Genomic DNA, 22,867 nt, shown 5'->3' with positions numbered 1-22,867 from the left:
TGGTTAAAAACAGAAACACCTGTTACGTCAGATGGTAGCAAATCTGGTGTAAACTGAATTCGTTTAAAGTTCGCACCTAATGACTTTGCGATCGCCCTCACCAGCATCGTTTTTCCTACTCCAGGGACATCTTCTAACAAAACATGCCCACCGCTTAAGAGTGCAATGACACTTAATTCAATTTCTTTTCGTTTCCCAACTACTACTTTTTCTACATTCTCTATCATGCTAGCTACCTGTGGCTCTCTCACCACAGATTGTTCTGAACGACTCCTCAAGACAACGCCCTCCTTTGTATTTACAAACCAATAAGGTTAACTTATATATTATTACTACATAATATCGGCATCCTATCAATCTATTTATCTGATAGTTGCATAAGCCTATCATAACATGAACAATGCAGAAAAATGAGTTAATTTGTCCGTATTTTTTTTGAAAAAACAACTTTTTTTACCAAATTACTATAATGATTTTTCAAAGTGGAATGGTTGATTTCGGTTAGGGGTGAGGTGGTGTGGACTTTTTCATTTTTGGGGGAATGATGTTTTTGGTGCGGGGCACGGACATTTTCTATTCTTTGGGGAATGATGTTCTGGGTAGCGCAGCACGGACAGTTTCTATTCTTCAGCTGCAAATGAGTACCTGTTATGCATGACTTATTGCTTTGCTTGGACAGGTTTTACCTCTAAATTTAGAAAACTGTCTTTGATACTCGATTCCTTGGACAGTTCTCACCTCAAACTCTAGTAAACTGTCCTTGATACTCGTTTCCTTGGACTGTTTTCACCTCAAATTCTAGTAAACTGTCCTTGATACTCGATTCCTCGGACTGTTCTCACCTCAAATTCTAGTAAACTGTCCTTGATACTCGATTTCTTGGACAGTTCTCACATCTAAATCTAGAAAACTGTCCCTGATTCTCGATTCCTTGGACAGTTCTCACCTCAAACTCTAGTAAACTGTCCTTGATACTCGTTTCCTTGGACTGTTTTCACCTCAAATTCTAGTAAACTGTCCTTGATACTCAATTCCTTGGACAATTTTCACATCTAAATCTAGAAAACTGTCCTTGATACCCGCTTTATCGACAGTTTTGCTTCGGATAACTTCAAATCTGTCGGTATTACCTCGCTTTATCGACAGTTTTGATTCTGAAATTTGCAAATCTGTCGGTATCAACCCTCCTTATCGACAGTTTTGATTCGGAAAACTGCAAATCTGTCGGTATCAACTCGCTTTATCGACAGTTTTGTTTGTGAAAAATGTAAATCTGTCGGTATCAACCTCCTTTATCGACAGTTTTGCATGCTAAAACTTCAAATCTGCCGGTATTAACCCTCCTTATCGACAGATTTACTTCTGAAAACTACAAAACTGTCGGTATCAACCTCCTTTATCGACAGTTTTGATTCTGAAAACTTCAAATCTGTCGGTATCAACCCCCTTTATCGACAGTTTCGCTTCGGAAATTTGCAAATCTGTCGTTATAAATCCCGCCTTATCCACAATTTTTTTTCGCTAAAACAACAAATCTATCTCCACATCCCAATAAAAAAACTGCCTCATAAGGGATCGAACCTTATGAGACAGCCTAGTCTAGCATTCACATCTACATTCCTTGTTTCATTTGATGGTGTGGAAAGTGATGGTGATTTTCTGGAGCCCAATTAAGATTGCGCAACTTTTTTCTTCCGTCTGCTTTATCCATCCCTGCATGTCTGCTGTTCTCCAATTCTACAACTACATAATCCCCTTCACCAAAATAGTAATTGAAGAACTGTGCTTCCTCCTCTGACTCATGTACAATGGCCAAATCTTCATCCTTATACCCATTCTTTTTCAAATCTTCAAGTATCCCTTGTTTTTCATCAAAGTCATTGAAAACTGCTATTACTTTACCTTCCATTTTATATACACCTCCGAAAGGTTGTCGTACTTTCTATATACCCGCCATTTAACTTACTAAACTAATACTAATTAGCAGTAACAAAGATTACCTAACTTGTATAATATGTATCAACCTAATAGTTTACCTAAGGAAACATATTTAACTAAAAGAAAAAAAGTGAGGTGTGACTAAATATGATTAAAATAGTTGCAGTTATCAGCTTTATAGCCTTGTCCATTACAAACGTGAAGTTAAAGCGATATATAAATCATAAATAACTACATCGTCCTTTATAGTAATAACGTACCTTTTATAAATTATCGTGACATAAAAACATACAAAAGGAGCTCAACTAGCATGTAATACATTAGAACAACGTAATTACTTGTCTCCTTTGTGCCTTAGAAATACAAATATAAAACAACCTTCTCCCTGTTTCTTGTAAAATAAGGAGGGTCAAATTTGGCTGAACCAATCATCAAACCAATTGTTGCCATTGCTGGAAGTACACTTTCTTTTCTATTTGGAGGCTGGTCGAGTTTACTTGAAGCTTTAGTTGCCTTTGTTATTCTTGATTATATTACAGGGCTCATTGCTGCCTATATCAACCAGGACCTTAGCAGTGAACAAGGATTAAAAGGGATTTTTAAAAAGATATTTATATTTGCAATGGTTGCAGTTGGTAATGTCCTAGATATGACTTTAGGAAGTGAACCTTTCATTAGGGAGGCAGTGATCATATTCTATATAATAAATGAGACCATTAGTATTATAGAAAACGCTCATAGAGCCAACATTCCAATTCCTGAAAAACTAAAAAAAGGGATTAGTATTCTTAAGGAAAAAAAGAAGTAGGTGGAGCTTAATAAAGTTCCTTCCTTAACAGTTATAAATAAATTCCAAGCGACAAGCGACATTTTTACCATCCAAAAAGGTCTTGCTAAGCTGTAATTGCTTTAGCAAGACCTTTTAAGCTACATTTTATTCCTCAAACAGTTTTTCGCCTCGATGCAACCTAATAGCGATTTTCGCAGTATGAGAAGTATCCCTAGACGTCGGTGCATGTGCAGCCAAATAACGTGTTGCTGCTATAACCATCGTTTCTTGCGCCTGTGTAGCAATCTTTGAATCTTCTTTTTCCCATAATTGATGTTCCATGAGAGCTGCCTCGTACATTTGGAACGTATGAAACTCCGCATTTTCTCGAAGCAGCGCATGACCAAAAATATTAAAGAATTCCGCCTTGTCTCCACCATTTGCTAAATAATTTACTACCCATTTTGCTGCCTCATCTGTCTGTTGTTGCTTATCTAAAACATCGAGAAAAACTTTTGCCTCCTGTGCTTTTTCAGTAGCTTTTTCTGCCACTGGCCTACGTGCTGAAGGTATATTCAAGAAGCGATCTAAATAAATACTCATGGCGCTATGGAAGATTGCACGAACTAGTTCAGGTGTCATGGACCTCTTTAATGATTGGTGAACGGCATGGGCATGGGTAAAAGTATGAAGAACCGTATCCCAATCCCTAAATTCATTTTGTACATGAAAGCGAGCTACCCTTTCTGCCGCTGCCAATGCTACTAATTGGGCAAGACGAACAGGTGATGTACCATTTTGTAACGCTTGAAGTAGTTGATCAATCGTCTGAATAGGGTCATCTCGCAACAACTGGTCTACTAGTTTTTTCTCGTCCAATCCACTAGGAGAGCTTCCAGCATCAGCACTGATCTGACTAAATTCGATTCCCTCCAAAACCTTAAATGCATTCTGTAATGGTGTAACTAAATTAACAGGTGCTTGCCAGCTATGGGACTCCTCACTACGGGAGGCATTAGCCAACTCTGGTAATAGTGATGTCAAAACATACTCTTGGTGCTCATGCTCCAAATGACCAAGCATTTCAAACGCTTTATTATGAAAATCTAAAATGTGCCCTATGTTCATATAGAAATGATCTGTAATTGCCGTCATCATCATATCAGAAAGTTGCTCAGTTGTTGCTTCAAGTTTGAGGGCAGTTAGAAGTACTCTCTCCGCCCCTTGTACATCACGAACTTCGACATTATTGCGATACCATTTTGCCAACTGAGAAAACTCAGGTGTTGCAGTCTTTTCATTAAGGGGTAACGGGTCTAATAAAAAACGTGTCCCCATTCCAGCACTTTCCCTTGCAACATGTACTAACCCTTGATATAAAGCGAGTATTTTCCCTGTTTTATCTAGGTAAGGGAGAACATTGGTCATTGCCGTTAAAATGGTTAAACCTGAACGCCAACCATTCCACCTATGTTTTGTCCCAAATTCTACTCCTGTTTTCGCAATTTCGATTGGATTGACCCCTGCCTCCACTAACCCTACCACTGCCTTTGCAATAACAAGGCTAATGTTTTGCTCAAGTCCGTCCCTAAGGCGCTTCTTTAGTTTAGCAACTGTCTGCTTATCAATCGGTTCTGGTGTAATCCAGATGTCTCCGTCTGAAATTTCTACTGGATATGTAGGAACATCATCTGCCCACGGATCTAATGTCCCCCCACTTTTCAAGTCAAAGCGCGCATGATGCCAATGGCAAGTTAATATACCATCGCACGTACTTCCCATATGAAGAGGAAATCCAAGATGTGGACAACGATTATCGATTGCATAGACACTGTTCTCATGATGAATCACCGCAATTCCGTGTTTCCCTCCCCTTACTACCTTCCACCCATCTTCCTTTAGCTGCTTTTCCGAACATACATGTACTTTTTCCGTCATTGATAAACAACCCCCTTATATGAAATATATTGTGCAGTTGAGTATTTTAGTTTCATTTTACTAAAAAGTCAGTATTTTTAAAATTATTTAAAAACTACACCTCATTAGTGTAAGAAATAGATAATTCCCCCAACCTCTAGCTGAATCGTATAAATATAGTTAGCCTCGTTTTTGACAACTATACTTATAATTATGACAAATAAAGTTTCAAATTGAATATGATCATTTACAATATTCTTATCAGACTAAATAATACTGAAGGTGATTTGGGTGAAAAATCGATTAAAGGAGCTTCGAGCACGTGAAGGATATAATCAAACACAACTTGCAAAACTCGCGAAGGTTTCAAGACAAACAGTCAGTTTGATTGAACGGGGAGAATATATGCCATCATTACTAATAGCCGTTCGAATTGCACGTATTTTTAACGAGCCTGTAGAGAATATATTTCACTTTGATGAGGAGGAACTTTAAATGAAATGGTTATTACAATCGGTTATAGGGGCAGTTGTTGGATTTTTTATTGTCTACGGTATTTTGAACTTTTCAGAGATTACTAATGCTAGCTTAATAGCTGTAATCAGTTTAGTTGGTATTTCGTTTCTTCTAATAATTCTATCTATCATCAATGTAAATAAGGTTAAATCATTAAGCAACCAGATGTTTCGTGGTGATGAAGAAGATGAGGTGGAGGATAGGAAATATAAGCTTTTAACTGACTATTCATTGTTTACAAATACTAGTCTAGTTTTTTCGATACTAGCAGTGAGTTTAGGTCAATTACAACTCAGAGCACATTCATTACCCTCATTACAATTATCTCACTCACTAGCTCATGGATTCTCCTTTTTAATATGAATAAATTAGCACAGCTTGTCTATCGAGATCGCAGCCAGAGTAATCCTACCTCTAATCATGCTAAAACCATTTTAGATTTTGCAGACGATGGTGAAAAGCACGTCATCTTAGGTGGACTTTATAAAGCATATGGTTTTCTAAATATTTGTATCTTCGCCGCCATTGCTTTATCTACGGTTTATTCCATTACAGGAGGCAGCCCACAGACGTTTTCCATAATCCTCATGGCCCTCATATTACTTACTATAAATACTACTTATCTAGTCGTGGTGCGGAATAAGTGAGTGGTGTGGAAAAAATTCAGTGTATACTATCTGTAAAAAAAGAAGCTTCCCTTATGTTCGAAATTTGAACTAGAGAGAAGCCTCTTCACTACCAATTAAAGTTTTACCTTCTGTATCTATATGTTGTTTAAGCTTCTTGTTTGATAACACATCATAATGAATAATATCAAAAAAATAAGGGAGAGGAGATTCCTCATTTAATGACTCATCAAGAGTCGCGACTGTTGATGAATTAATGTTGCTTCCTACGATTGCAATGTCTACATCAGAACCTTTCTTGTGATTCCCTATGGCTCGACTACCAAAAATATACGCTTTTTCAACTTCATTATATTTTGCAAGTATATCTTTAATATATTGGATATCTTCTTCTCGCAAACCAAACATTTATTATCATTCCTTTAATAATTTTTCATAGAGGCTTGTAAGTTCCGGCAAATATAACTTAGTAATATCCTCCAACAGTTTCTCTGCTAATGAATCATCATATGTATGAGTAGTTAAGGTTCTCTTAGCCAGTGCATCTAGCCAAATATGGCCATCATTTAATAAATCTACTTGATATGCTTGTTTTATTGCTTCTCTAGGGCTTTTTACAATGTATCCTTGGGATTCAAGATAATTCTCAAATCTCTGTCTCCAACGTATGTTTTTCAAATCATCCATGAAGAACTCGCTCCCCCTCTTTTAAATGTGAATAAAAAGTATTTAAGCAAAATTTCACTTCTTCTCTTACTTATTATATTAGTTGTTGCTAGTATTGTCACCACAATGGGAATGTAGAAGGGAGTCTTCCGATATATCAAAAATAATTTCGCTTCTCCCTAACCGGGTAACGTTATATTTTCGCTACCCGGTAACGTTTCTAATATTACTCTAGGTAGGGTTAAATTGATTTTGTGAAGTAACAAGATACGCCTGTTGCTTTATGAGGTTCGTAGTTGAGGGGATTTCTTGAAAAAACGGTTGAATTGTTTAAAAGCTAGCCAAAATAAACCTCTACACTACCGTCATTTTGGGCTGTTTCTAAACAATTTATTAGAAATTCTCCAATTTGCTTTTTATCCCAATATAAGATTTCACGTTCTGAGAGAGGTTTCGTGTCAGCAAAAAAGTCATTGTAATCATTCAAAGCCTTTTGCACATGTTGAACTGATAAAGTAGTACTGCCTCCTGATCCACTGACTCCTGCATAGTACTTTTCGGCATTTAATAATCTGTATAAAATGGTAGCATTATAATTCCCCATACTAAATCGCGCATAAGCAATTTCTTCTCCAGCTTTATTAAATCCTAATATGTCGTGCCCCATAAAATAGCCTCCTTATAAATTTTTATGATTCCAAGAATTCAAGTACTTAAGCTCTGAAATCTTCCAAAGACGATAAAGAAATCACATGTTTGATCACTCCTTTCACTATTTACTTATAAATCATTTTGTTAGGGGAAAATAGAAAAGTATTAGTAGATAGATAAAGCACGATTGAAGTAATTTTGAGTTGTGGAAAACAATTAATGAAGTAGTTTTTTACGGAGATAATTCTTCAATTTTTATAACTATATCAGACTCTGGGATAAAAATATTTAAGGTTTAAATGGAAAAGAATTTTGTATAATATCATAGAGGTAAAACGAGGTTTTCTATATAATTTTTACACAAACGTGCGTTCTTGTCAATATTTAACATGACGTTAAAAAGAGCCTCTCCTAATGAACTCGATTCTTAAAATAAGAACTATAATCTATTAATTCTCTTATTTGATGTAATATTAGTGTGTTCATCTTTTACTGGATATAGATGGCGCCCATTAGGACCAAAGTTAAAACTATCAAAACGATATTTACAATACAAGATTACGAGTTGTTCTGGAAGTACGAATAGCATCACAAAGAAAATTATAATCAATAACGTTGTAAAAAAAACAACATCAAAGCTTAGCAACTCAAAATTCTTCATAACAAATTGAAGCATAAAAACAAAGGCTGTACTACCAACAATTACGTAAGGTACATATGACTTCGTTTCGAACTTTCTCCTATGTTGATCTTTTTTAGACCCAATGCGATAAGCACCATTTTGTAGTAAAATAATAAAACGAACAAATGTCACAACAAACACGATTAAACCTATAAACAAACAAATATAGGTTAAATATATTAATAAACTTATATTCTGAGAACTCAAAGGTATTTCTGCTCCTATCATAATTAAAGCCAAAATTAAAGGAGATAATGCGAAAATATTTTGAGATACAACAATGGATATTAAATATTGTATCCTTTGAAATTTCTTATAAATAACAGGAATAGCGTATATTACTGATAAAACTCCCAAAACTATTGAAAACCATAAATGTAATTGAAAAATATCATGAGCGAATGGATATATTGAATATCTACTGATATAATATTCCAAATACAGTAAAACTACTTGACAAAATATACCTATTAAAAGTGCTCCACTTATTGAACCTGGAAATTGTCTTCTTGACTCTAGCGGTCTTCGTAACACTAAGAAATCTTCCTCTGACAACTTAGACATGGCCCGACCTACTCCCTTACCAATTTTACTACGTCACTAAAGTTAAAACTTTAATACGATGATTATAGTGATGTATAAGTTTATTTGCCTTTAGTCAGAAACCTTAATGAATGGGTCTAATTCTATTTGAAAAAAACAATAGTATTTTGACACTAACTTTCCGTATGTTATTCCTGGACTAGAAACCCAAAAATTACTTTTTATTAATTTTCTTTCTAGATGAAATATTAGTTTGTTCATCACTTGCTGGATATAAATGGCGACCGTTAGGATCAAAGTTAAAACTATCAAAACGATATTTACAATAAAGGATTACGAGTTGTTCTGGAAGTACGAATAGCATCGCAAAAAATATAATCAAACATAAAGCTACTATAAATACACTTTCAAAAGTCATAAAACCGTAGTTTCTTATCAAATATTGCATAGATAGTACTAGGCCAGTACTTCCTACAATAACTATTGGGACATATGATCTCTTTTCTAATTTCCTTCTAAATTTATCTTTTTGAGAATTTCTTCGATACTCTCCATTGATTAACATGAAGTAAAAGCGAATGCAAGTTAGTAAAAAGATTATCCCACCAATAATTAATGTTACATAGGTAAAGGTCATCAAAGTATTAACATTCTCTTGTGATTCTACCAATATATCGGCACCTAATAAAAGTATCGCCAAAATAAATGCAGAAACTCCAAACATATTTTGAGATATAAGTATACTAATTAAATATTGTATTCTTTGTGATCTTAAATATATAGCTGGAATGGAATAAATAAAAGATAGAAAACCCAAAATAATAGATACTATTATATGAAACATGAAGACTTGATTGGTATAAGGGAATATTGATTCTTCTCCTAACGTGAACTCTATATATAGAAGTAAAGCTTGAAGAAATAGACATAAAATAAATATTCCGGCAAAGGTGTTAGGACTTTGTCTTTTAGACTCTAACGGTTTTCTTAAAACGGAAAAATCATCTTCTGTTAATTTACCTAACACACTAACTCAACCTTTCTACCTCGCATAAACTCCATTTTATCTTTTGTCCATTGAAGACCTAATTTCTGCTATAGATTATGCCTTCTTTGAATCAGAGATTTGAATATAATCTCCTCCAATGTACCTTTTTTATATGTTCCTGTAGAAAACTTCCTAACCTTGTACGACTAACCACGTTTCTTAATCATCCTAATTCGATGATTTATTCTTTTTGAGGACCAGAACCTAATAAATATAATCTACTTATCCCTTATTATCTAAATCGTGTATCTTCTCATTTCTAGGTGGATATAGATGGCGCCCATTAGGATCAAAGTTAAAACTATCAAAACGATATTTACAATAAAGGATTACGAGCTGTTCTGGAAGTACGAATAGCATCACATAAAAAAAGATTATGGGTGCAACAACATAAAATAAATCCATAAAACCAATCTCGAAGTTTCTAGATAAGCACTGCATAAAACACACAATTCCAACAGTACCAATTATTACCGGTAACATGTATGTTTTTGATTCAAATTTACTTCTAACGCTCTCGGTCTTTGATCCTTTTTGGTAATGCCCCTTTTTAATAAGATTATAAAAACGTACACAAGTAACAATAAAAATTAATAATCCTATCGTCAAAATTAAATACGTAATACTTAACAACGTTGTAGACTTTGTTGAAATGATAGTATTATCCTCACCTAGTAATAATAACGCTCCCCAAAGAAGGGATACACCAAAAAGATTTTGCGAAACTAGTATAGATATTAGATATTGTATCTTTTGAGACTTTTTATAAATGAATGGCACAGCATATAACAATGATATTATTCCAAGTATGATCGAAATGAAGAGGTGAATTTGATTTACAATGTCCTTCATTGGAAAGTTCGAATATTCACTAAAATGAAAAATGATTAAGAGCAACACAGCTTGGCAAAATATACATATTATAAATATACTACCCAACGATTTTGGAGACTGTCTACCTGATTCTAGTGGTCCTCTCAAAACTAGAAAGTCATTTTCCGTGAACTTTCCTAACAATTACTATCCCTCCAAATGGATAAACAGAAACAGATCTTTTTTTCCCTTCATTGTGCCATTTTTTAATAATTCCCAAATTCCCATACTGTTGCATTTACTGTTGAGTTTCCTATAGTCATCCCATTGAGTAGTTTGCTATTTTTATAATAACAATATCTATCGTTAAGTTTTATATTACTCCTCTATCATATTTTCAATGGCTGAGGACCACTCACTACATGGTTAATCCGTGTAGCTATTTGTTCATCGTTATCACGCATGGACTCCCCTGTATCATGCAATAACACTATGTCATCTTCTAGGAAAAGTCTGTATTTCTTTAAAACTTCTAATGCCCTTGCGGTATTTTCTACATCGTCAACAAAAGGGGAGATGTTTGTCTTCTGGAAGACACGGTTTGTTTGAAGCTTTGTTTCCAACCCAGAAACTGAGTTTCTTAGTTTTTCCACATTCGTATTGAATACTTCTATATTAATTCGAACTTCTTTTCCCATGGATTATTCACTCCTTTGCGCCCACTTGATTTGTCTGTCTACTGTATTTAATGAGCCTTGTAAACCAGTCAAGCTGTTTGAAAGGGAGGTTTTCCTATCTTCTGCTCTTCGTAGATCATCTTGGACGCCTTCTAAAGCATTATCAGCACTTCGATGAAAATTGTTCACACTGCTCTCGTAGGTTGAATACTTATTAGAAAAAGTAGATGCATTTTCTCCCTTCCACCTGTTCTTATCAATCGAGAAGTTTTCAATCTTTTTTTTCGTAGTCTGTAAATCTGATATACTCCCTTGTAAACTATTTACAGCTGTCCGAAGACGGGTAATTTCATCCGTAACAACTGATATCTGAGTTCGGGTAAACCCAATATCATTGACAATTCTATTTCTCGAAGCATACAACATACCTAGATTACTCATTATTGAACACCCTCCTTACTCAGGTATTTTTAATTTCAAGCTTTGGTGATCCATTGCCAAGTAGCACTCATAAGGATTTGGATATTTTTCCTTTGAAATAAACGCTTGTTTAAAAATATCCTGATCGCTTAGGCGCATACTTATTAATCCTATATCTGTTTGGGTTCTTACGTATTTTGCTACTTGATCGTAGCTCATTCCTACAAATCCATAATCACCACTTAAAATGAAGTAAATGCCGGTCTTTCTACCTTGTTCGAGTAAAGTGGTTATCTCATCTATATCTAAGGCAGTTTTTTCAGTAAAATCTTGTAAATCTGCAATAAACACTAGCCAATTCGGTTCATCTTGTGGTTTTTCTATACGCATAGAAACTTCACTTAGTAAATCCTTCTTCACTTTTAGCAGTCCATTTACATCACTAATATATGCATTCAATTCTTTTTCAAAGTCTGCAAGTTCTTTATCAGCAGTATCAATAACCATTGTTTGATAATGATTACCTAAGAGGAGCATACTTTGTACTATTGCTCGATTCATTCTGAGCAACCCATCCTTTCGATCACTAACTACAATTAAATTGCCATAGGCTAGTGGATCGAAAGCAACAGGTTGAACCTCTTCGAAATCAAAACCTAATGGTACTTGTTTCCTTTCTACAAGTTCTACCACTTTCTTTTTAACCCTAAATTCATCAAACATAATAACGCCTTCTGGCATCATTGGGATTGGTTCAGGAACTTCGCCTCTCCAATATTTACCCATCTCTTCAGCTGTCTGTTGGATAGAGTCAATAATTTCTAAAGGCTCTATACCTTCTGACGGAAGCATCGTCTGGAATAGTGCAGGTTCTTCTATCTTAACCAAACCTCTTCCTGGTATTTCTTCTATCTTCAAGTCCGTCCTTCCTATAATTGACAGTATTTCTGAATTTTCTATGAGATAGAGTGGGATTTGAGTTTTTATATTAGAAAGCAAAGGCATTCTCATAGCGCCTTGTCGTCCTGCACTTACTACTAAATGAACACCTACACTTGCTCCTTCACGGGCTATTTGTGTCATCGTTTTCTCAAATTGCTCGGAAAAATCAGTATCTTTCACAGAGTCATAGTTATCAATGACTACCAATATATTAGGGACTTCTTCACCACTAGCCTTTTCATACATTTCCATATTGGCCACACCGTATTTACTTAACTTTTGCTTCCTCTCTTTCAAGATGTTTACAATTAACCGCAACATCTTCTCAACTTTCTCAACTTCATCAACCTGGAACGTATCTGCTACGTGAGGAATATTCTTCAACGGCAGTAATCCATTTGTACCAAAATCTAATAAATAAACATGTAAATGCTCAGGATGGTGTTGCCTCACTAAATCCATTACTATTGTTTGTAAAAAAGTTGATTTACCGTATCCAGGACTCGAAAACACTGCAAGATGTCCATCCTTTGTCAAATCTAAAGTAAGAGGTTTCTGTGCTTGTAATTCTGGCTGATCTAGTAAGCCCACTGTTGCCCTTAATGGCTTTTTCCCCTCCTCCCATGCTTCTTTAAAGTTAATAGGATGAAGCTCTTCAACGGAGATGTGCCCAGGTAATGGCGGTAACCAAGGTCTATCGAGTGGCTCAATTTCCTGTTCGTCTGTGAAACTATGAATGTAATCAATAACAGCCTCTAATTCAGTAGGAACCTTTTCTACAGCCTCTTTGTTTGCCAGTCCACTTAAATCCTTTGTTAAAATATCATACTGGCCTAAGTCATTGATTGCGTATATAGTATGATCAACTAATTCCAAGTCTTCTTTATTTGGAATGTAGTCTGCACCACTCCAGGCACTTTGGAACAACTCATAGATTTCATTATTTCCGACTTGTAAATAAGCACGACCTGGCAATGTAATTTCCGCAGCATCAGGTGTCTTTAAAATCTCATTGGAATCACTAGCATTCTGCACTTTCAAAGCTAGTTTAAATTTAGAGTTAGACCATATTTGGTCATCAACAACACCACTTGGTTTTTGTGTTGCTAAAATTAAGTGAATTCCTAAAGAGCGCCCAATTCTAGCCGTAGAAACAAGTTCCTTCATAAAATCAGGTTGCTCAGCCTTTAATTCAGCAAACTCATCTGATATTAAGAACAAGTGCGGCATTGGGTCCTCTACTTTTCCTTGTTTATATAGCTTTTGGTATTGATTAATATGATTGACGTCATTTTCACCAAATAGCCTTTGACGTTTTTGAAGCTCTGCTTTGATGGACGCTAATGCTCGCATCGCTTGGCTACGATCTAAGTTAGTAATGGTCCCTAGGAGATGAGGCAGTTTTTTAAATAAATTTGCCATCCCACCACCCTTATAATCAATGAGGAGAAAAGCAACCTCATAAGGATGAAAGTTGACACTTAAGGAGAGAATGTACGATTGAATAATCTCAGATTTCCCCGAACCTGTAGTACCTGCAACTAATCCATGGGGGCCATGTGCTTTTTCGTGTAAATTTAACTGAACAATATCCTCTTTTCCTCGCAACCCAAGTGGAACTGCCAAGCTCTTATACGTTTCATTTACTTTCCACCGGTGCGATATTGACAAATCCTCTACTTTTTCCACACCATATAACTCAAGGAAAGTCACACTCTCAGGAATTGAGCTTTTTAAATTCTGAAGATGGTTTATTGGCGCTAATGCCCTTGAAACCTCTTCTTTATTGAAGTGCGGAGGGAAATGATCTGGTGTAAACTTTTTATTCACCAATTCCCCTTCTTCTAAAATGATGTTTCCAGTTTTTGAATCCCTTATATCAATGACGGTTTTTACATGTTCAGGCAAAGACTGCATCAAGTCCTGAACATAGACGAGGGATACACCTAATTCGCTTGGATCCTCATTAAAAAATTCCATGATTGTATGATCCAATATCACTTTTTCATCCGTTATTAGTACGACAAAATGAGGGTAGAAATAGGTTTTCTCATTTTTCTGTCCCTTTTCTTCTAGCGTTTGCTTTCTTGCTTTAAGAATTTGATACATCGAATAAAGTACTTGGTCACGAGATCGTTCATGATAAACAAATCCCCTAACATTCACATCACGTACACTTGCATGGGGTAACCACTTCATCCAATCCCACTCGAGTTTTTCCTCTTCTGGAAAAATAGTGATAAATTGAACATCATAATAGCTATGGAACAAAGAGGTTTGAATCACTAATAATTGAAGTTGTTCTAACACAAGTTTTCTCTGTCCTATATAGCCTACAGGCCCCTTCATTAGGGAGGCCACAACAGGTACGTTTTCTATCTCTTTATACTGCGACAACAGCTCCTTCGCACCATCAATTAGTTCATCTTTTTCCTGAGTAAACTCTTCCTCATTGAAGTCTATTTCAAAGCTTGCATCGACTGTCCCTAGTCCGGTACGATAATTAAGGAAGTCATGATGAAGCATTGTCTTCTCAAAAATCCTTGCATCTACCTTTTTAGCCAGCTCTGATATTTCCGTAACAGTAGGGTAGTGGTACTCCAATGCATGACGTTGCATCTCACTAATTTTATGAAACTCTTTCGTTTTTCTTTGCAAGTATTCTTTATAGCTTTTTTCCCTTTCCTTCATATCAGCTTTATACTTCTTCACATTTTTCAAATAGTAAATGACAGAGATTACAACTGTCACCACTGTCATGGATAGCATGACGATAATATAAATTCCCCTAGGCTGCATAATCGAAAGAAGAATAAGAGCACCGATCATTACAAGGGGTGGTACTACTGTTCTTGCTAATTGTTCACTTGGCTTTGATGGCTTATTAGATGGCTTCGCAAGTGTTTGTTTTTCCTCTGGTTCCCTATAGATAATTCGAGGAGATCGATGATAATCAGGAAACTCGTTACTATAGTAAAAATCACCGTCTACTAGTTGGGTTAACTTAGAATGTACGTCCTTGTTCGAAGGTTCAACTTCAATATTTTCTTTGTTTACAATCACATTGATCCCATTCATGAAGAGTTGATCTCCATCTTCTAGCTTTATACTTCCAGTTTTTGCAATAAAATTATGAAATACTTCTCCATGATGAACAACCAGTTCAAACTGCTCATTTATATTGGACCTTTGTAATACAACGTGAGATTTCACCGCTGGAATCATGACGTCGTCGAACTCTGTATCACCAAATGACACACTGAGCTTACCTGTTGTGTCATAGATCAATCTCTCCCTTGTATCACTGAGATAAAAAGACATTTCTCCCTCATCTAAACCTAATGTTAGGCCATCGTTCCCCTTTAATTGATGGATAAGAATTTCACAAACTTCACCATCCCAATTAATTGAAAACGGCTCTTTCAGTTGAGGGAAAGTCACTGTATCCGTCCATTCATTCCCTATTTTGATGATTCGGGGAGTACCTTCAGCGACTCGACATTTATGCAATTGATTTTCAAATTTGATCCATAGGGTTTTATGACTCATTTTCTTCTTCCTCTTCATTTCCTTCAAGATCTATTTCCTGTTCTCCTATCGAATTGCTCTCAGTTTCACGCTCCAACTCCGCATCTGCCTCACTCCCAGCTTCAGCTTCCGGTTCCGATTCCGGTTCCACATCAACGTCCCCATCAGATTGTCCTTCTGAAAACTCATCAAAACTCTCTTCTTCATCAAACTCTATATAGTTTGCCCTATATTGGTTCAGTTCGTCTTGAAGTTGTTTTACCATTTCATCCCGCTCGGATCCAGATAAATGTGGGTTATTTCTTGCTCCTTCTATTTGTTTAATTAATCCGTACATGATAAGCTGTGGGTCATCAATGTATTTTGCAAGCTCTATAGATTCTTCAAATTTCCCCCTGCCATTATAGATCCAATATAATAAGTAATTTTCATCACTTCTCAAACTTATATTTCTCATAATGACATCTTTCTCACGATTGGATAAACTCTCAACTTGAATGTAAGAATTGGCCAAAATGTACTTAGTCCTGTATGGTAACTGTTCTGGCTCATCGCTACGTAGTGTAGAAATGACACTACTATAATTGTCAGCAAGAAATTCACCATGAGCAGTAAGGAGTCGTTCTTGGTAAGGATCTTTAGAGAAAATATAGTAAACAAGTGGAATTACTAATATTAAGGAAACAGCACTCATAATAATTGCCAACCTCTTAAATAACCGAAACTGTTTGATAGAAACGACCTTCATCGTTCTATCTGTTTTATCCTGTTCCTTTATAAAGCAATCTTCTAAATAAGCAATTAGTTCAGCTAAATAATCTATCTCACTCACTCGTTTTTCAAAATCGTTTTCTTTACAATTTTTTAGTTGACCGTTATAGAGGTCATCGAAACTGTAAACCTTTGAAAACAAGGCTATTGCAAAACATTTATATTGCTTTAAAAAATCTTGTACCTCCATCTCAAATGGAGGTAGTATTCCTCGTATACCCCGATAAACGATACGAGGAAGTAAGTTACAATCGAAAACAACATTGTCTGGATGAAGAAAGAAAGTGATCCGCGTAGATATAATATTTTCAAGCCTTGCAATATTACAAAGCAAACGTAATTTTTCATTTCGAGGAAGATCCTTAATTTCATTCCATTGATAGTTATCTTCCTTTATCAAATAAGAAAAACGATAGAGGTCCTCTTCCTCCTCAATTTTCACTGGAACAAACAGCTCTGAGACATCTGTCATCAATGAAAGTTGACGAACATCCGTTATACGAGTTTGTGATTTTGCCAACTCTGTGTTCCACCTGTCTCCATCCATCACATATGGAAGAGTTAGCTCATTAAACTGAACCTTTATTTCCTTCATATCTATTGACTCCTTCTTCATCTAGACAGCTATTACATAGAGAATAAAATCTACATTACTTTGAAAATATCACCATCTGCAATTGGATAATCACTTAAAATATCTTCATTCGAAATAAGAATGTCTTTTGTTATAACCTTGATCACACATAAAGCATCTTGTTTTTTATATACATTTAAAGCTTCCATTAAGTTAACAATTAGTTGCTTTACTGTTATCCGAACAGGAATTCTTAAATCATGTACTCCACCATAACCCCAGCTAGTAAAATCTATTGTCACATTTATATGAGATTCATTGGCCATTTACAAAACCCCTAATCCAGTACTTTTTCCAACATCAAATACACAGCTCCACCAACAATAGAAACGAGAGTTAAAAAACCAAAAAGGATCGTTTGGCTACCTCCTTCTTCTTCCTGCGGAGCTGTAGTGGAGGTAGTTGTTACTGTATATTCTTCAGTAAACAATGCTGCTTGAACCTCTTCCAATTGCTGGTCAGTATTCACTTCTGCTTGAAACAGTGCCCCTTGCAGTTCTTCCAACCATTTGTCTTCTTCCAATTGTTTATAATTAATTTTTTCCAACGTACCTACAGTGAACAAATCAGGGAGATTTCGTTCCAATTCTGTTAAAGTAATCCTTTGATTATTACTATTGGAATTTGTATTAATCCGATCCACCTCAAGATTCATTTTTCCCCTTTCCTCTGGTGAGTCTTCACCAAATACTAGCAAAGGGGAAAACAACCATACCAATAGAAAACAGAAAACTATATTAACTCGCTTTAGCCTTTGAATCATCATCCAACTCTCCATTTCGAGATCCGAGGTTAAATACTATTAAATTGGCTACTAGCAAAACAATTGATATTCCAATGATAATAAGGATCATTGTTAAATAATTTGCCGAACTATCAATAGAACTAGTTATCCACCTTTCTATATATTCCAAAGGTGAAATATCACGTAAAGCTCCAGCACCTAGATTATTAGTTCCAATTGCTCTAGAAGAAAATAGATACATACTCAAAACTACAAGTAAGACAAACATCCCAACCGTTTTTAACTGCCTTAACAAATAGGTAGCAGCTAGAAGAATCATCAAGGTAATAAAAGTCGTCAAGAAAATATAACTAATCATATTTGCTCCAGTAAGACCTAAAAAATAACTGGAGATTATCCCGATTAATAGTCCTTCTACTAACCCAGTAACCAATGTTAAAACCGTAATAGGTGTATTGCGGGAGACAAGGCTTTGCTTCGATTCAAACGTGTCTTTTTCATTTTCCTTATGATAGTTTGCTGCAATGACATAGCCAGTGAATAGTGCAACTATAAAAATGATCAGCACTAAAAAATAAGGTGTAAACGTATCTCCTGATACAATTGTTCCTTGATTATTAGTTTCCACTGGGTTAGAAAGGAAATCGAATAAATCTTCATTTTGCCTTTCCCCAATTCGACTGTTAGAAAGGACACCAGCAAAGTTTTCTACAAAAACCTCATCTTCAAGTATCTGGTTTGTCAGATCCTCCCCTAACCGTTCTGCCTGTGAAACTAGACCAACACCACTTTCTTGAATAGCATTCGCCTGGTTATCAATCATTTCAAAAGTTTGATAAACATTTTCAGCTTCATTTCTATTATCACTTGCTTGCTCAGCAAGTAATTCACTAGTACTTAAAAGTGGCTGAAAATTGCTTTCTAACGTCATGACCGCTGTCTGCTCTTCACTACCAACAGCTTGAAGTTGTTGTTGTTCTTCTAGGAGCCTCATGCTCTCCCGACGCCAATCCTCCACGTTTTCCAACACTTCCGTTAAGGCGGTATTCATAACGAGGGCTTGCTCCATTGTACTTCCAACTTTTTCTGCCAATTGATCCATTTTATCTTCCGTTGCGTCTATGTGTTGACGATAAGCAGTAACCTGCTCACGAAAATCTTCTAATGGTCTCCTAATCTCTTTTGCAACACCATCTGTTACCCTTTTTACAAAGTAGTTTGTTAGTAATTCATCTAATTCTTTATGATTAAATAGATAGTAAAGAGAGGATTCCGTTGATAAATCTGTTAATGATTTGTCCCCTAGCCACTCTCTTAATTCTTCATCTCTCATATCAATACCGAAATAGATTTCATACAGCAGGATCATTTTCTGATAGTCCCTAACAGTGCTATCTGCAGCGTTTATTAACAGCTGTGTAGGTTCATCGAGTAAAGGAGACATCACACGGTGGTAAATATAATTATTTACTACCTTAACTCTTATAATTTCTGGTTTTTCGTTTTCTTCATCGTCGTTTGAATCCCCGTTCTCTTCGTCACTTGAATCACCATCGGACTCCCCGTTCTCATTGCTGTCTTCATCTTCATCAATATTTCCTTCTTCATCATTACCTTCCTCTTCATTGCTTTCTTCTTCCTCATTACTTCCCTCTTCTTCTGTCCTTCCTTCTTCATCGGTTTGAGAAGATTCTTCACTCTGAGGTCGTCGGTCATCGTTACTATTTGCTTTTTCTTCAGAATCCATTTCAGATTCTTCTTCCGCTACTTCTTCATTTGAGGAACCCTCTTCTTGTTCAGGCTCTCCATTTTCTGGAGCTGGTTCATTGTCAACAGGATCACTAATTTGGTCTGGATTATCTATATCATCAATATTTTTCTGTTTCATTTTCCAACTCCATGTAGCTGGTTGGAACACATCTATATTACTGTCAGCATCCAGTAAACGAAGGTTGATTCGAACTGTAAACACACCTTCATCATTAGCAGGTAAATTTAATTTACCTTTCTCTAAGTATATATTTGTATATTCTTCTTCTTCTCCATTTGGAAGGGTAATCCAAAGACCCTGTATCTCATATACATCTGGGATAGTTAACTCAAAGGTTTGCCCAGGCTTCCTATTTTTAGGAAGTTGGACCGAATCTGACATCATAACACCCGTATCAGCAAAGCGTTGTTTTATATCTCTAATTTGACGGGAAAGGAGCTTCGAATCATCTTGTTCCCCTGGTTTAAAATTAAACTCATTCATATATTTATTGGTCACTGCAATGACATTCTTTAACTCTGTTGTCGTCTCTTCCGATAATCCAGATTCGTCAATGTCTTTTTCAGACAATGAAGGCAGCTGATTTATTTGTCTTTGGATTGCGTCATGCACATTTTTATCAGGACTATCTAGTAGTGAATTTAAGTTTACAAATTCTTTATTAAATGACTCTGCAAGAATACTAGATAATTGCCTTCTTACTTTTGATTTCAAATCAGATTCTAACGTTCCAATCAGATTTTCTTCTGTCTGTCTAACAAGTTCATTGGCTCGATTAATAAATGATTGAAGGTTAATTGTGTCTGCTACAATGGAACCTGACATCATGTTTTCATTTAACTGAAATTGAGAATTAATATGATTGTTCGCCTGCTGTAAGTTATTTAATTGCTCTTGAATATTTTGTTCTCGAAGAGCTGCATCAAATTCACTTAGAGAATTAAAGTATTCTGTGGAAAGTGTACTAGTCTCTTCCTTTTTATCTGAAACCTCATTTAAGTTCGATAAAAAGTCATGGTACGAACTCGCATTTTCGACTAAATAATCCTGAAATGAATGGATTCTGTTATCTAATTGATCAAAGTTAGTTTTCGAGAGTTCTGTGTAACCTTTAACAGACTCGAATTGGTTCGTATAGTTAGCAAGTGGCGTATTTACATCGGTATTATATGTATCTACATATAAACCATAGTTATCAACGATGGAGGCAATACTATCTTGAGCTTCTTGTAAATTCCCTATCACACTTGCAAAATAGACGTCTATTATTCTACGATTAAAGTCATTCAGGATTTGACTTGCCGTCTTTTCTGCTTGTGGTCTTACTTCATCATTTCCTGAAGCATTGATTTTATAGTCGAGAGTTACACGTTCTGGCGATTCTGACTCAATAGATAATGCTTTCCTGGTAAAATCATTTGGAATAACAATCATCATGTCGTATACTTGGCGCTCTAAACCACTTTCAGCAACGCCGCGGCTGACAACAAACCATTCATGCTCATCATTGTTATCCAAGCTTCTAACAAATGCATTTCCAAATGACAGGAAATTATTATTAAATGTAGCTCCTTCATCCTCATTTACCAATGCAACTGTCATTAATTGTGTCCCATCAACTGTTGCTGTTTTTGATACAGGATTTAATGCAAAATATGATAAGCCGGATATTAGTAGCAGTATCAAAACAAATAATAAGATGATTGGGGATTTTTTCTTCTTCATTTTGGTTTTCACTCCTGGTAAATTACAAAATATATTTATATATTGCTTTGCTTTTTCATAAGTAGTTGGTAGTAACTAAGGAATAAATTATTCATAATTGCAGAGAAGAATACTGTTTTAGATGAGAAAGGAAAATTGAGCTACACAACTTTGGTCGTGTAGCTCTGTAAGTATGACCATCACAAATGGAATTTCGACCTTCAGAAACTATTATCGAAGACCAAAATTTTGTGATAGAGCTTCATCTTGTTGTGCCACTGCTTCTGCAGTTTTAACTAACTGCATTTCAATCTCTTGCAGCAATCGTGAAAAGTCCTGGATTTTTGGACTTAACTCCCTAAATTGGTCATCAAAACGTTGGAAAGCACGCCCTTCCCATTCCCCTCTTAATTCCTCTTGTAGGTTTGACAGTTCTCTTAAAACTTGATCAACCTGCTGTGAACCTTGACCATATCGTTTTGCTTTTGCTTGCAACTGATCTGGGGTCATACGAATTTGTCCTGCCATCTTTACTCATCTCCTCTAGTTAATAGTTTTCCCTCTTTTAATGAGGGGGTGGGATAAAAACCCATATAACTACTAAATTATGGTAAGCTTATATACATATATTGTCAATCTGGTTTTTATAATTTTCTGAAAATGAGGATTTTTGACTAACTTCTCTATCTTTTTTAATGGTTATTATCCTCTATTCGCGCCTTTACACCTATGTAGTTAGTACTAATATGATTGATTTGAAACCCATGAAAAGGTAACCTACACACTTTCAAATTAAAAACGGACTTCCTATAATGCAGGAAGTCCGTTTCGCTTGAAGTATTAATAAGTAAATTTAGAAGATTTTACTCTTCAATGTCTCTTGCCCTTTGTGTATCTCGAACGTTCTTTTGAACGGTAATGGCTGCGAATAAGGTTAAGACAAACGCCATTCCAAAAAATCCTTTTTCACTTAAGATAATGCTGCCAGCGTTATATAAGCCTATTCCCATTAATGATATTGCTACGATTAGCGCGAACCAGCTAATACCATAATAAATACTTGTAACAGGAATGCCCTCATCACGGTCACGAACAGCCTTCTGAAGAGAAACTGCAGCATATAGACCAAAGACTAAAACAGCAAAGTAATATCCTTTTTCATTCAACTCCATTGACGCATTAAACAATCCAATGGCATATGCAGAAGCTCCAATTATTAATGCTGCCCAAGATGCTCCTTTAAAAGCAGCCGTCGGTTCTCCCTCTTTTCTCTCCACTTTTACTCGAATTCGAGGCTTATCCATATCCTCCATGATCACTTCTTTTTCCTCTGACAATTAAATTCCTCCTCTACGATTTATTTGGTGCACCCTTTCCCCTCACGAAGATATTATTCTGATAATTTCAATTTATCATACAATTAGATATTATAATTCTAGTTAGAAATAAAATAAAGGTAATTTTGTAATATTAATACATTTTACACTCGAGTCTTTATTAAACAAA

The 22,867-nt window shown here is 35.7% G+C and carries 21 protein-coding genes; 3 read left to right on the top strand and 18 right to left on the bottom strand.

Annotated features, from left to right (window positions below; genetic code table 11):
* Together BW724_RS01900 and BW724_RS01890 are read right to left on the bottom strand one after the other, a co-directional pair.
* Nucleotides 1-227, bottom strand: a 227-nt coding sequence (locus BW724_RS01900) for an AAA family ATPase (protein ID WP_140355076.1), incomplete at its 3' end; no start/stop codon positions are given.
* 1,385 nt (nt 228-1,612) lie between these two features.
* Complete coding sequence (locus BW724_RS01890) at nt 1,613-1,909, bottom strand: hypothetical protein (protein ID WP_088073411.1); 297 nt, start codon at nt 1,907-1,909, stop codon at nt 1,613-1,615.
* 444 nt (nt 1,910-2,353) lie between these two features.
* Here BW724_RS01890 and BW724_RS01885 point away from each other — a divergent pair, with 444 nt between their 5' ends.
* Complete coding sequence (locus tag BW724_RS01885; protein ID WP_088073410.1) at nt 2,354-2,746, top strand: phage holin family protein; 393 nt, start codon at nt 2,354-2,356, stop codon at nt 2,744-2,746.
* 126 nt (nt 2,747-2,872) lie between these two features.
* On the opposite strand, the gene BW724_RS01880 is transcribed toward BW724_RS01885, so the two are convergent.
* On the bottom strand, nt 2,873-4,645 hold the full coding sequence (locus BW724_RS01880; protein ID WP_088073409.1) for a Rieske (2Fe-2S) protein: 1,773 nt from the start codon (nt 4,643-4,645) through the stop codon (nt 2,873-2,875).
* A gap of 270 nt (nt 4,646-4,915) precedes the next feature.
* Here BW724_RS01880 and BW724_RS01875 point away from each other — a divergent pair, with 270 nt between their 5' ends.
* Nucleotides 4,916-5,119, top strand: coding sequence for a helix-turn-helix transcriptional regulator (locus BW724_RS01875; RefSeq protein WP_088073408.1), 204 nt, complete (start codon nt 4,916-4,918; stop codon nt 5,117-5,119).
* Nucleotides 5,120-5,503, top strand: a complete 384-nt coding sequence (locus BW724_RS01870; protein WP_088073407.1) for a DUF3169 family protein — start codon at nt 5,120-5,122, stop codon at nt 5,501-5,503.
* Between the two features lie 353 nt (nt 5,504-5,856).
* Here BW724_RS01870 and BW724_RS01860 read toward each other — a convergent pair whose 3' ends face one another.
* The 15 genes from BW724_RS01860 to yiaA form a co-directional block, all read right to left on the bottom strand.
* Nucleotides 5,857-6,174, bottom strand: coding sequence for a nucleotidyltransferase domain-containing protein (locus tag BW724_RS01860; protein WP_088073405.1), 318 nt, complete (start codon nt 6,172-6,174; stop codon nt 5,857-5,859).
* Nucleotides 6,175-6,180: 6 nt separating this feature from the next.
* Nucleotides 6,181-6,453 carry an HI0074 family nucleotidyltransferase substrate-binding subunit gene (locus tag BW724_RS01855; protein WP_088073404.1) on the bottom strand — a complete coding sequence of 91 codons (273 nt, stop codon included), beginning with the start codon at nt 6,451-6,453 and terminating at the stop codon, nt 6,181-6,183.
* Between the two features lie 316 nt (nt 6,454-6,769).
* Nucleotides 6,770-7,099 carry a hypothetical protein gene (locus BW724_RS01850; RefSeq protein ID WP_088073403.1) on the bottom strand — a complete coding sequence of 110 codons (330 nt, stop codon included), beginning with the start codon at nt 7,097-7,099 and terminating at the stop codon, nt 6,770-6,772.
* Nucleotides 7,100-7,522: 423 nt separating this feature from the next.
* A complete protein-coding gene (locus BW724_RS01845; protein WP_088073402.1) occupies nt 7,523-8,329 on the bottom strand; it encodes a hypothetical protein in 807 nt (268 codons plus the stop codon).
* Nucleotides 8,330-8,522: 193 nt separating this feature from the next.
* A complete protein-coding gene (locus BW724_RS01840; RefSeq protein ID WP_088073401.1) occupies nt 8,523-9,335 on the bottom strand; it encodes a hypothetical protein in 813 nt (270 codons plus the stop codon).
* A 243-nt stretch (nt 9,336-9,578) separates the two neighbouring features.
* On the bottom strand, nt 9,579-10,373 hold the full coding sequence (locus BW724_RS01835; RefSeq protein ID WP_088073400.1) for a hypothetical protein: 795 nt from the start codon (nt 10,371-10,373) through the stop codon (nt 9,579-9,581).
* 185 nt (nt 10,374-10,558) lie between these two features.
* The gene (locus BW724_RS01830) at nt 10,559-10,867 is read right to left on the bottom strand and encodes a TIGR04197 family type VII secretion effector (RefSeq protein WP_088073399.1); all 309 of its coding nucleotides are present in this window, start codon (nt 10,865-10,867) and stop codon (nt 10,559-10,561) included.
* Between the two features lie 3 nt (nt 10,868-10,870).
* A complete protein-coding gene (locus BW724_RS01825) occupies nt 10,871-11,287 on the bottom strand; it encodes a YwqH-like family protein (RefSeq protein ID WP_088073398.1) in 417 nt (138 codons plus the stop codon).
* A gap of 15 nt (nt 11,288-11,302) precedes the next feature.
* Nucleotides 11,303-15,757: a type VII secretion protein EssC gene (gene essC, locus BW724_RS01820; protein WP_088073397.1), complete on the bottom strand. Its 4,455-nt coding sequence runs from the start codon at nt 15,755-15,757 to the stop codon at nt 11,303-11,305.
* Complete coding sequence (gene essB / locus BW724_RS01815; RefSeq protein ID WP_088073396.1) at nt 15,747-17,102, bottom strand: type VII secretion protein EssB; 1,356 nt, start codon at nt 17,100-17,102, stop codon at nt 15,747-15,749. The genes essC and essB overlap by 11 nt, the downstream gene beginning before the upstream one ends.
* Nucleotides 17,103-17,152: 50 nt before the next feature.
* Nucleotides 17,153-17,407, bottom strand: a complete 255-nt coding sequence (locus BW724_RS01810; RefSeq protein WP_088073395.1) for an EsaB/YukD family protein — start codon at nt 17,405-17,407, stop codon at nt 17,153-17,155.
* A gap of 11 nt (nt 17,408-17,418) precedes the next feature.
* Entirely contained in the window at nt 17,419-17,904 is a 486-nt protein-coding gene (essA, locus tag BW724_RS01805) for a type VII secretion protein EssA (protein WP_176371255.1), read from the bottom strand.
* Nucleotides 17,879-21,382 carry a type VII secretion protein EsaA gene (gene esaA / locus BW724_RS01800; RefSeq protein WP_088073393.1) on the bottom strand — a complete coding sequence of 1,168 codons (3,504 nt, stop codon included), beginning with the start codon at nt 21,380-21,382 and terminating at the stop codon, nt 17,879-17,881. Before esaA ends, essA begins: the two co-directional genes overlap by 26 nt.
* Before the next feature lie 210 nt (nt 21,383-21,592).
* On the bottom strand, nt 21,593-21,889 hold the full coding sequence (locus BW724_RS01795; protein ID WP_088073392.1) for a WXG100 family type VII secretion target: 297 nt from the start codon (nt 21,887-21,889) through the stop codon (nt 21,593-21,595).
* 335 nt (nt 21,890-22,224) lie between these two features.
* Complete coding sequence (gene yiaA, locus BW724_RS01790) at nt 22,225-22,674, bottom strand: inner membrane protein YiaA (RefSeq protein ID WP_088077598.1); 450 nt, start codon at nt 22,672-22,674, stop codon at nt 22,225-22,227.
* Nucleotides 22,675-22,867: the final 193 nt, after the last annotated feature.

Origin of the sequence: Litchfieldia alkalitelluris (assembly GCF_002153425.1) — a bacterium.
Taxonomy (GTDB): Bacteria; Bacillota; Bacilli; order Bacillales; family Salisediminibacteriaceae; genus Evansella; species Evansella alkalicola.
Note: the sequence above shows the minus strand (reverse complement) of the source record. Positions and strands in the feature narration are given on the sequence as shown.

Coding starts and splice junctions, on each gene's coding strand:
- BW724_RS01855 (WP_088073404.1), bottom strand. CDS start 6,453: ATGGATGATTTGAAAAACATACGTTGGAGACAGAGATTTGAGAATTAT.
- BW724_RS01880 (WP_088073409.1), bottom strand. CDS start 4,645: ATGACGGAAAAAGTACATGTATGTTCGGAAAAGCAGCTAAAGGAAGAT.
- BW724_RS01860 (WP_088073405.1), bottom strand. CDS start 6,174: ATGTTTGGTTTGCGAGAAGAAGATATCCAATATATTAAAGATATACTT.
- essA (WP_176371255.1), bottom strand. CDS start 17,904: ATGATTCAAAGGCTAAAGCGAGTTAATATAGTTTTCTGTTTTCTATTG.
- yiaA (WP_088077598.1), bottom strand. CDS start 22,674: ATGGAGGATATGGATAAGCCTCGAATTCGAGTAAAAGTGGAGAGAAAA.
- BW724_RS01825 (WP_088073398.1), bottom strand. CDS start 11,287: ATGAGTAATCTAGGTATGTTGTATGCTTCGAGAAATAGAATTGTCAAT.
- BW724_RS01830 (WP_088073399.1), bottom strand. CDS start 10,867: ATGGGAAAAGAAGTTCGAATTAATATAGAAGTATTCAATACGAATGTG.
- BW724_RS01845 (WP_088073402.1), bottom strand. CDS start 8,329: ATGTCTAAGTTGTCAGAGGAAGATTTCTTAGTGTTACGAAGACCGCTA.
- BW724_RS01870 (WP_088073407.1), top strand. CDS start 5,120: ATGAAATGGTTATTACAATCGGTTATAGGGGCAGTTGTTGGATTTTTT.
- BW724_RS01810 (WP_088073395.1), bottom strand. CDS start 17,407: ATGGCCAATGAATCTCATATAAATGTGACAATAGATTTTACTAGCTGG.
- essB (WP_088073396.1), bottom strand. CDS start 17,102: ATGAAGGAAATAAAGGTTCAGTTTAATGAGCTAACTCTTCCATATGTG.
- esaA (WP_088073393.1), bottom strand. CDS start 21,382: ATGAAGAAGAAAAAATCCCCAATCATCTTATTATTTGTTTTGATACTG.
- essC (WP_088073397.1), bottom strand. CDS start 15,757: ATGAGTCATAAAACCCTATGGATCAAATTTGAAAATCAATTGCATAAA.
- BW724_RS01890 (WP_088073411.1), bottom strand. CDS start 1,909: ATGGAAGGTAAAGTAATAGCAGTTTTCAATGACTTTGATGAAAAACAA.
- BW724_RS01850 (WP_088073403.1), bottom strand. CDS start 7,099: ATGGGGCACGACATATTAGGATTTAATAAAGCTGGAGAAGAAATTGCT.
- BW724_RS01795 (WP_088073392.1), bottom strand. CDS start 21,889: ATGGCAGGACAAATTCGTATGACCCCAGATCAGTTGCAAGCAAAAGCA.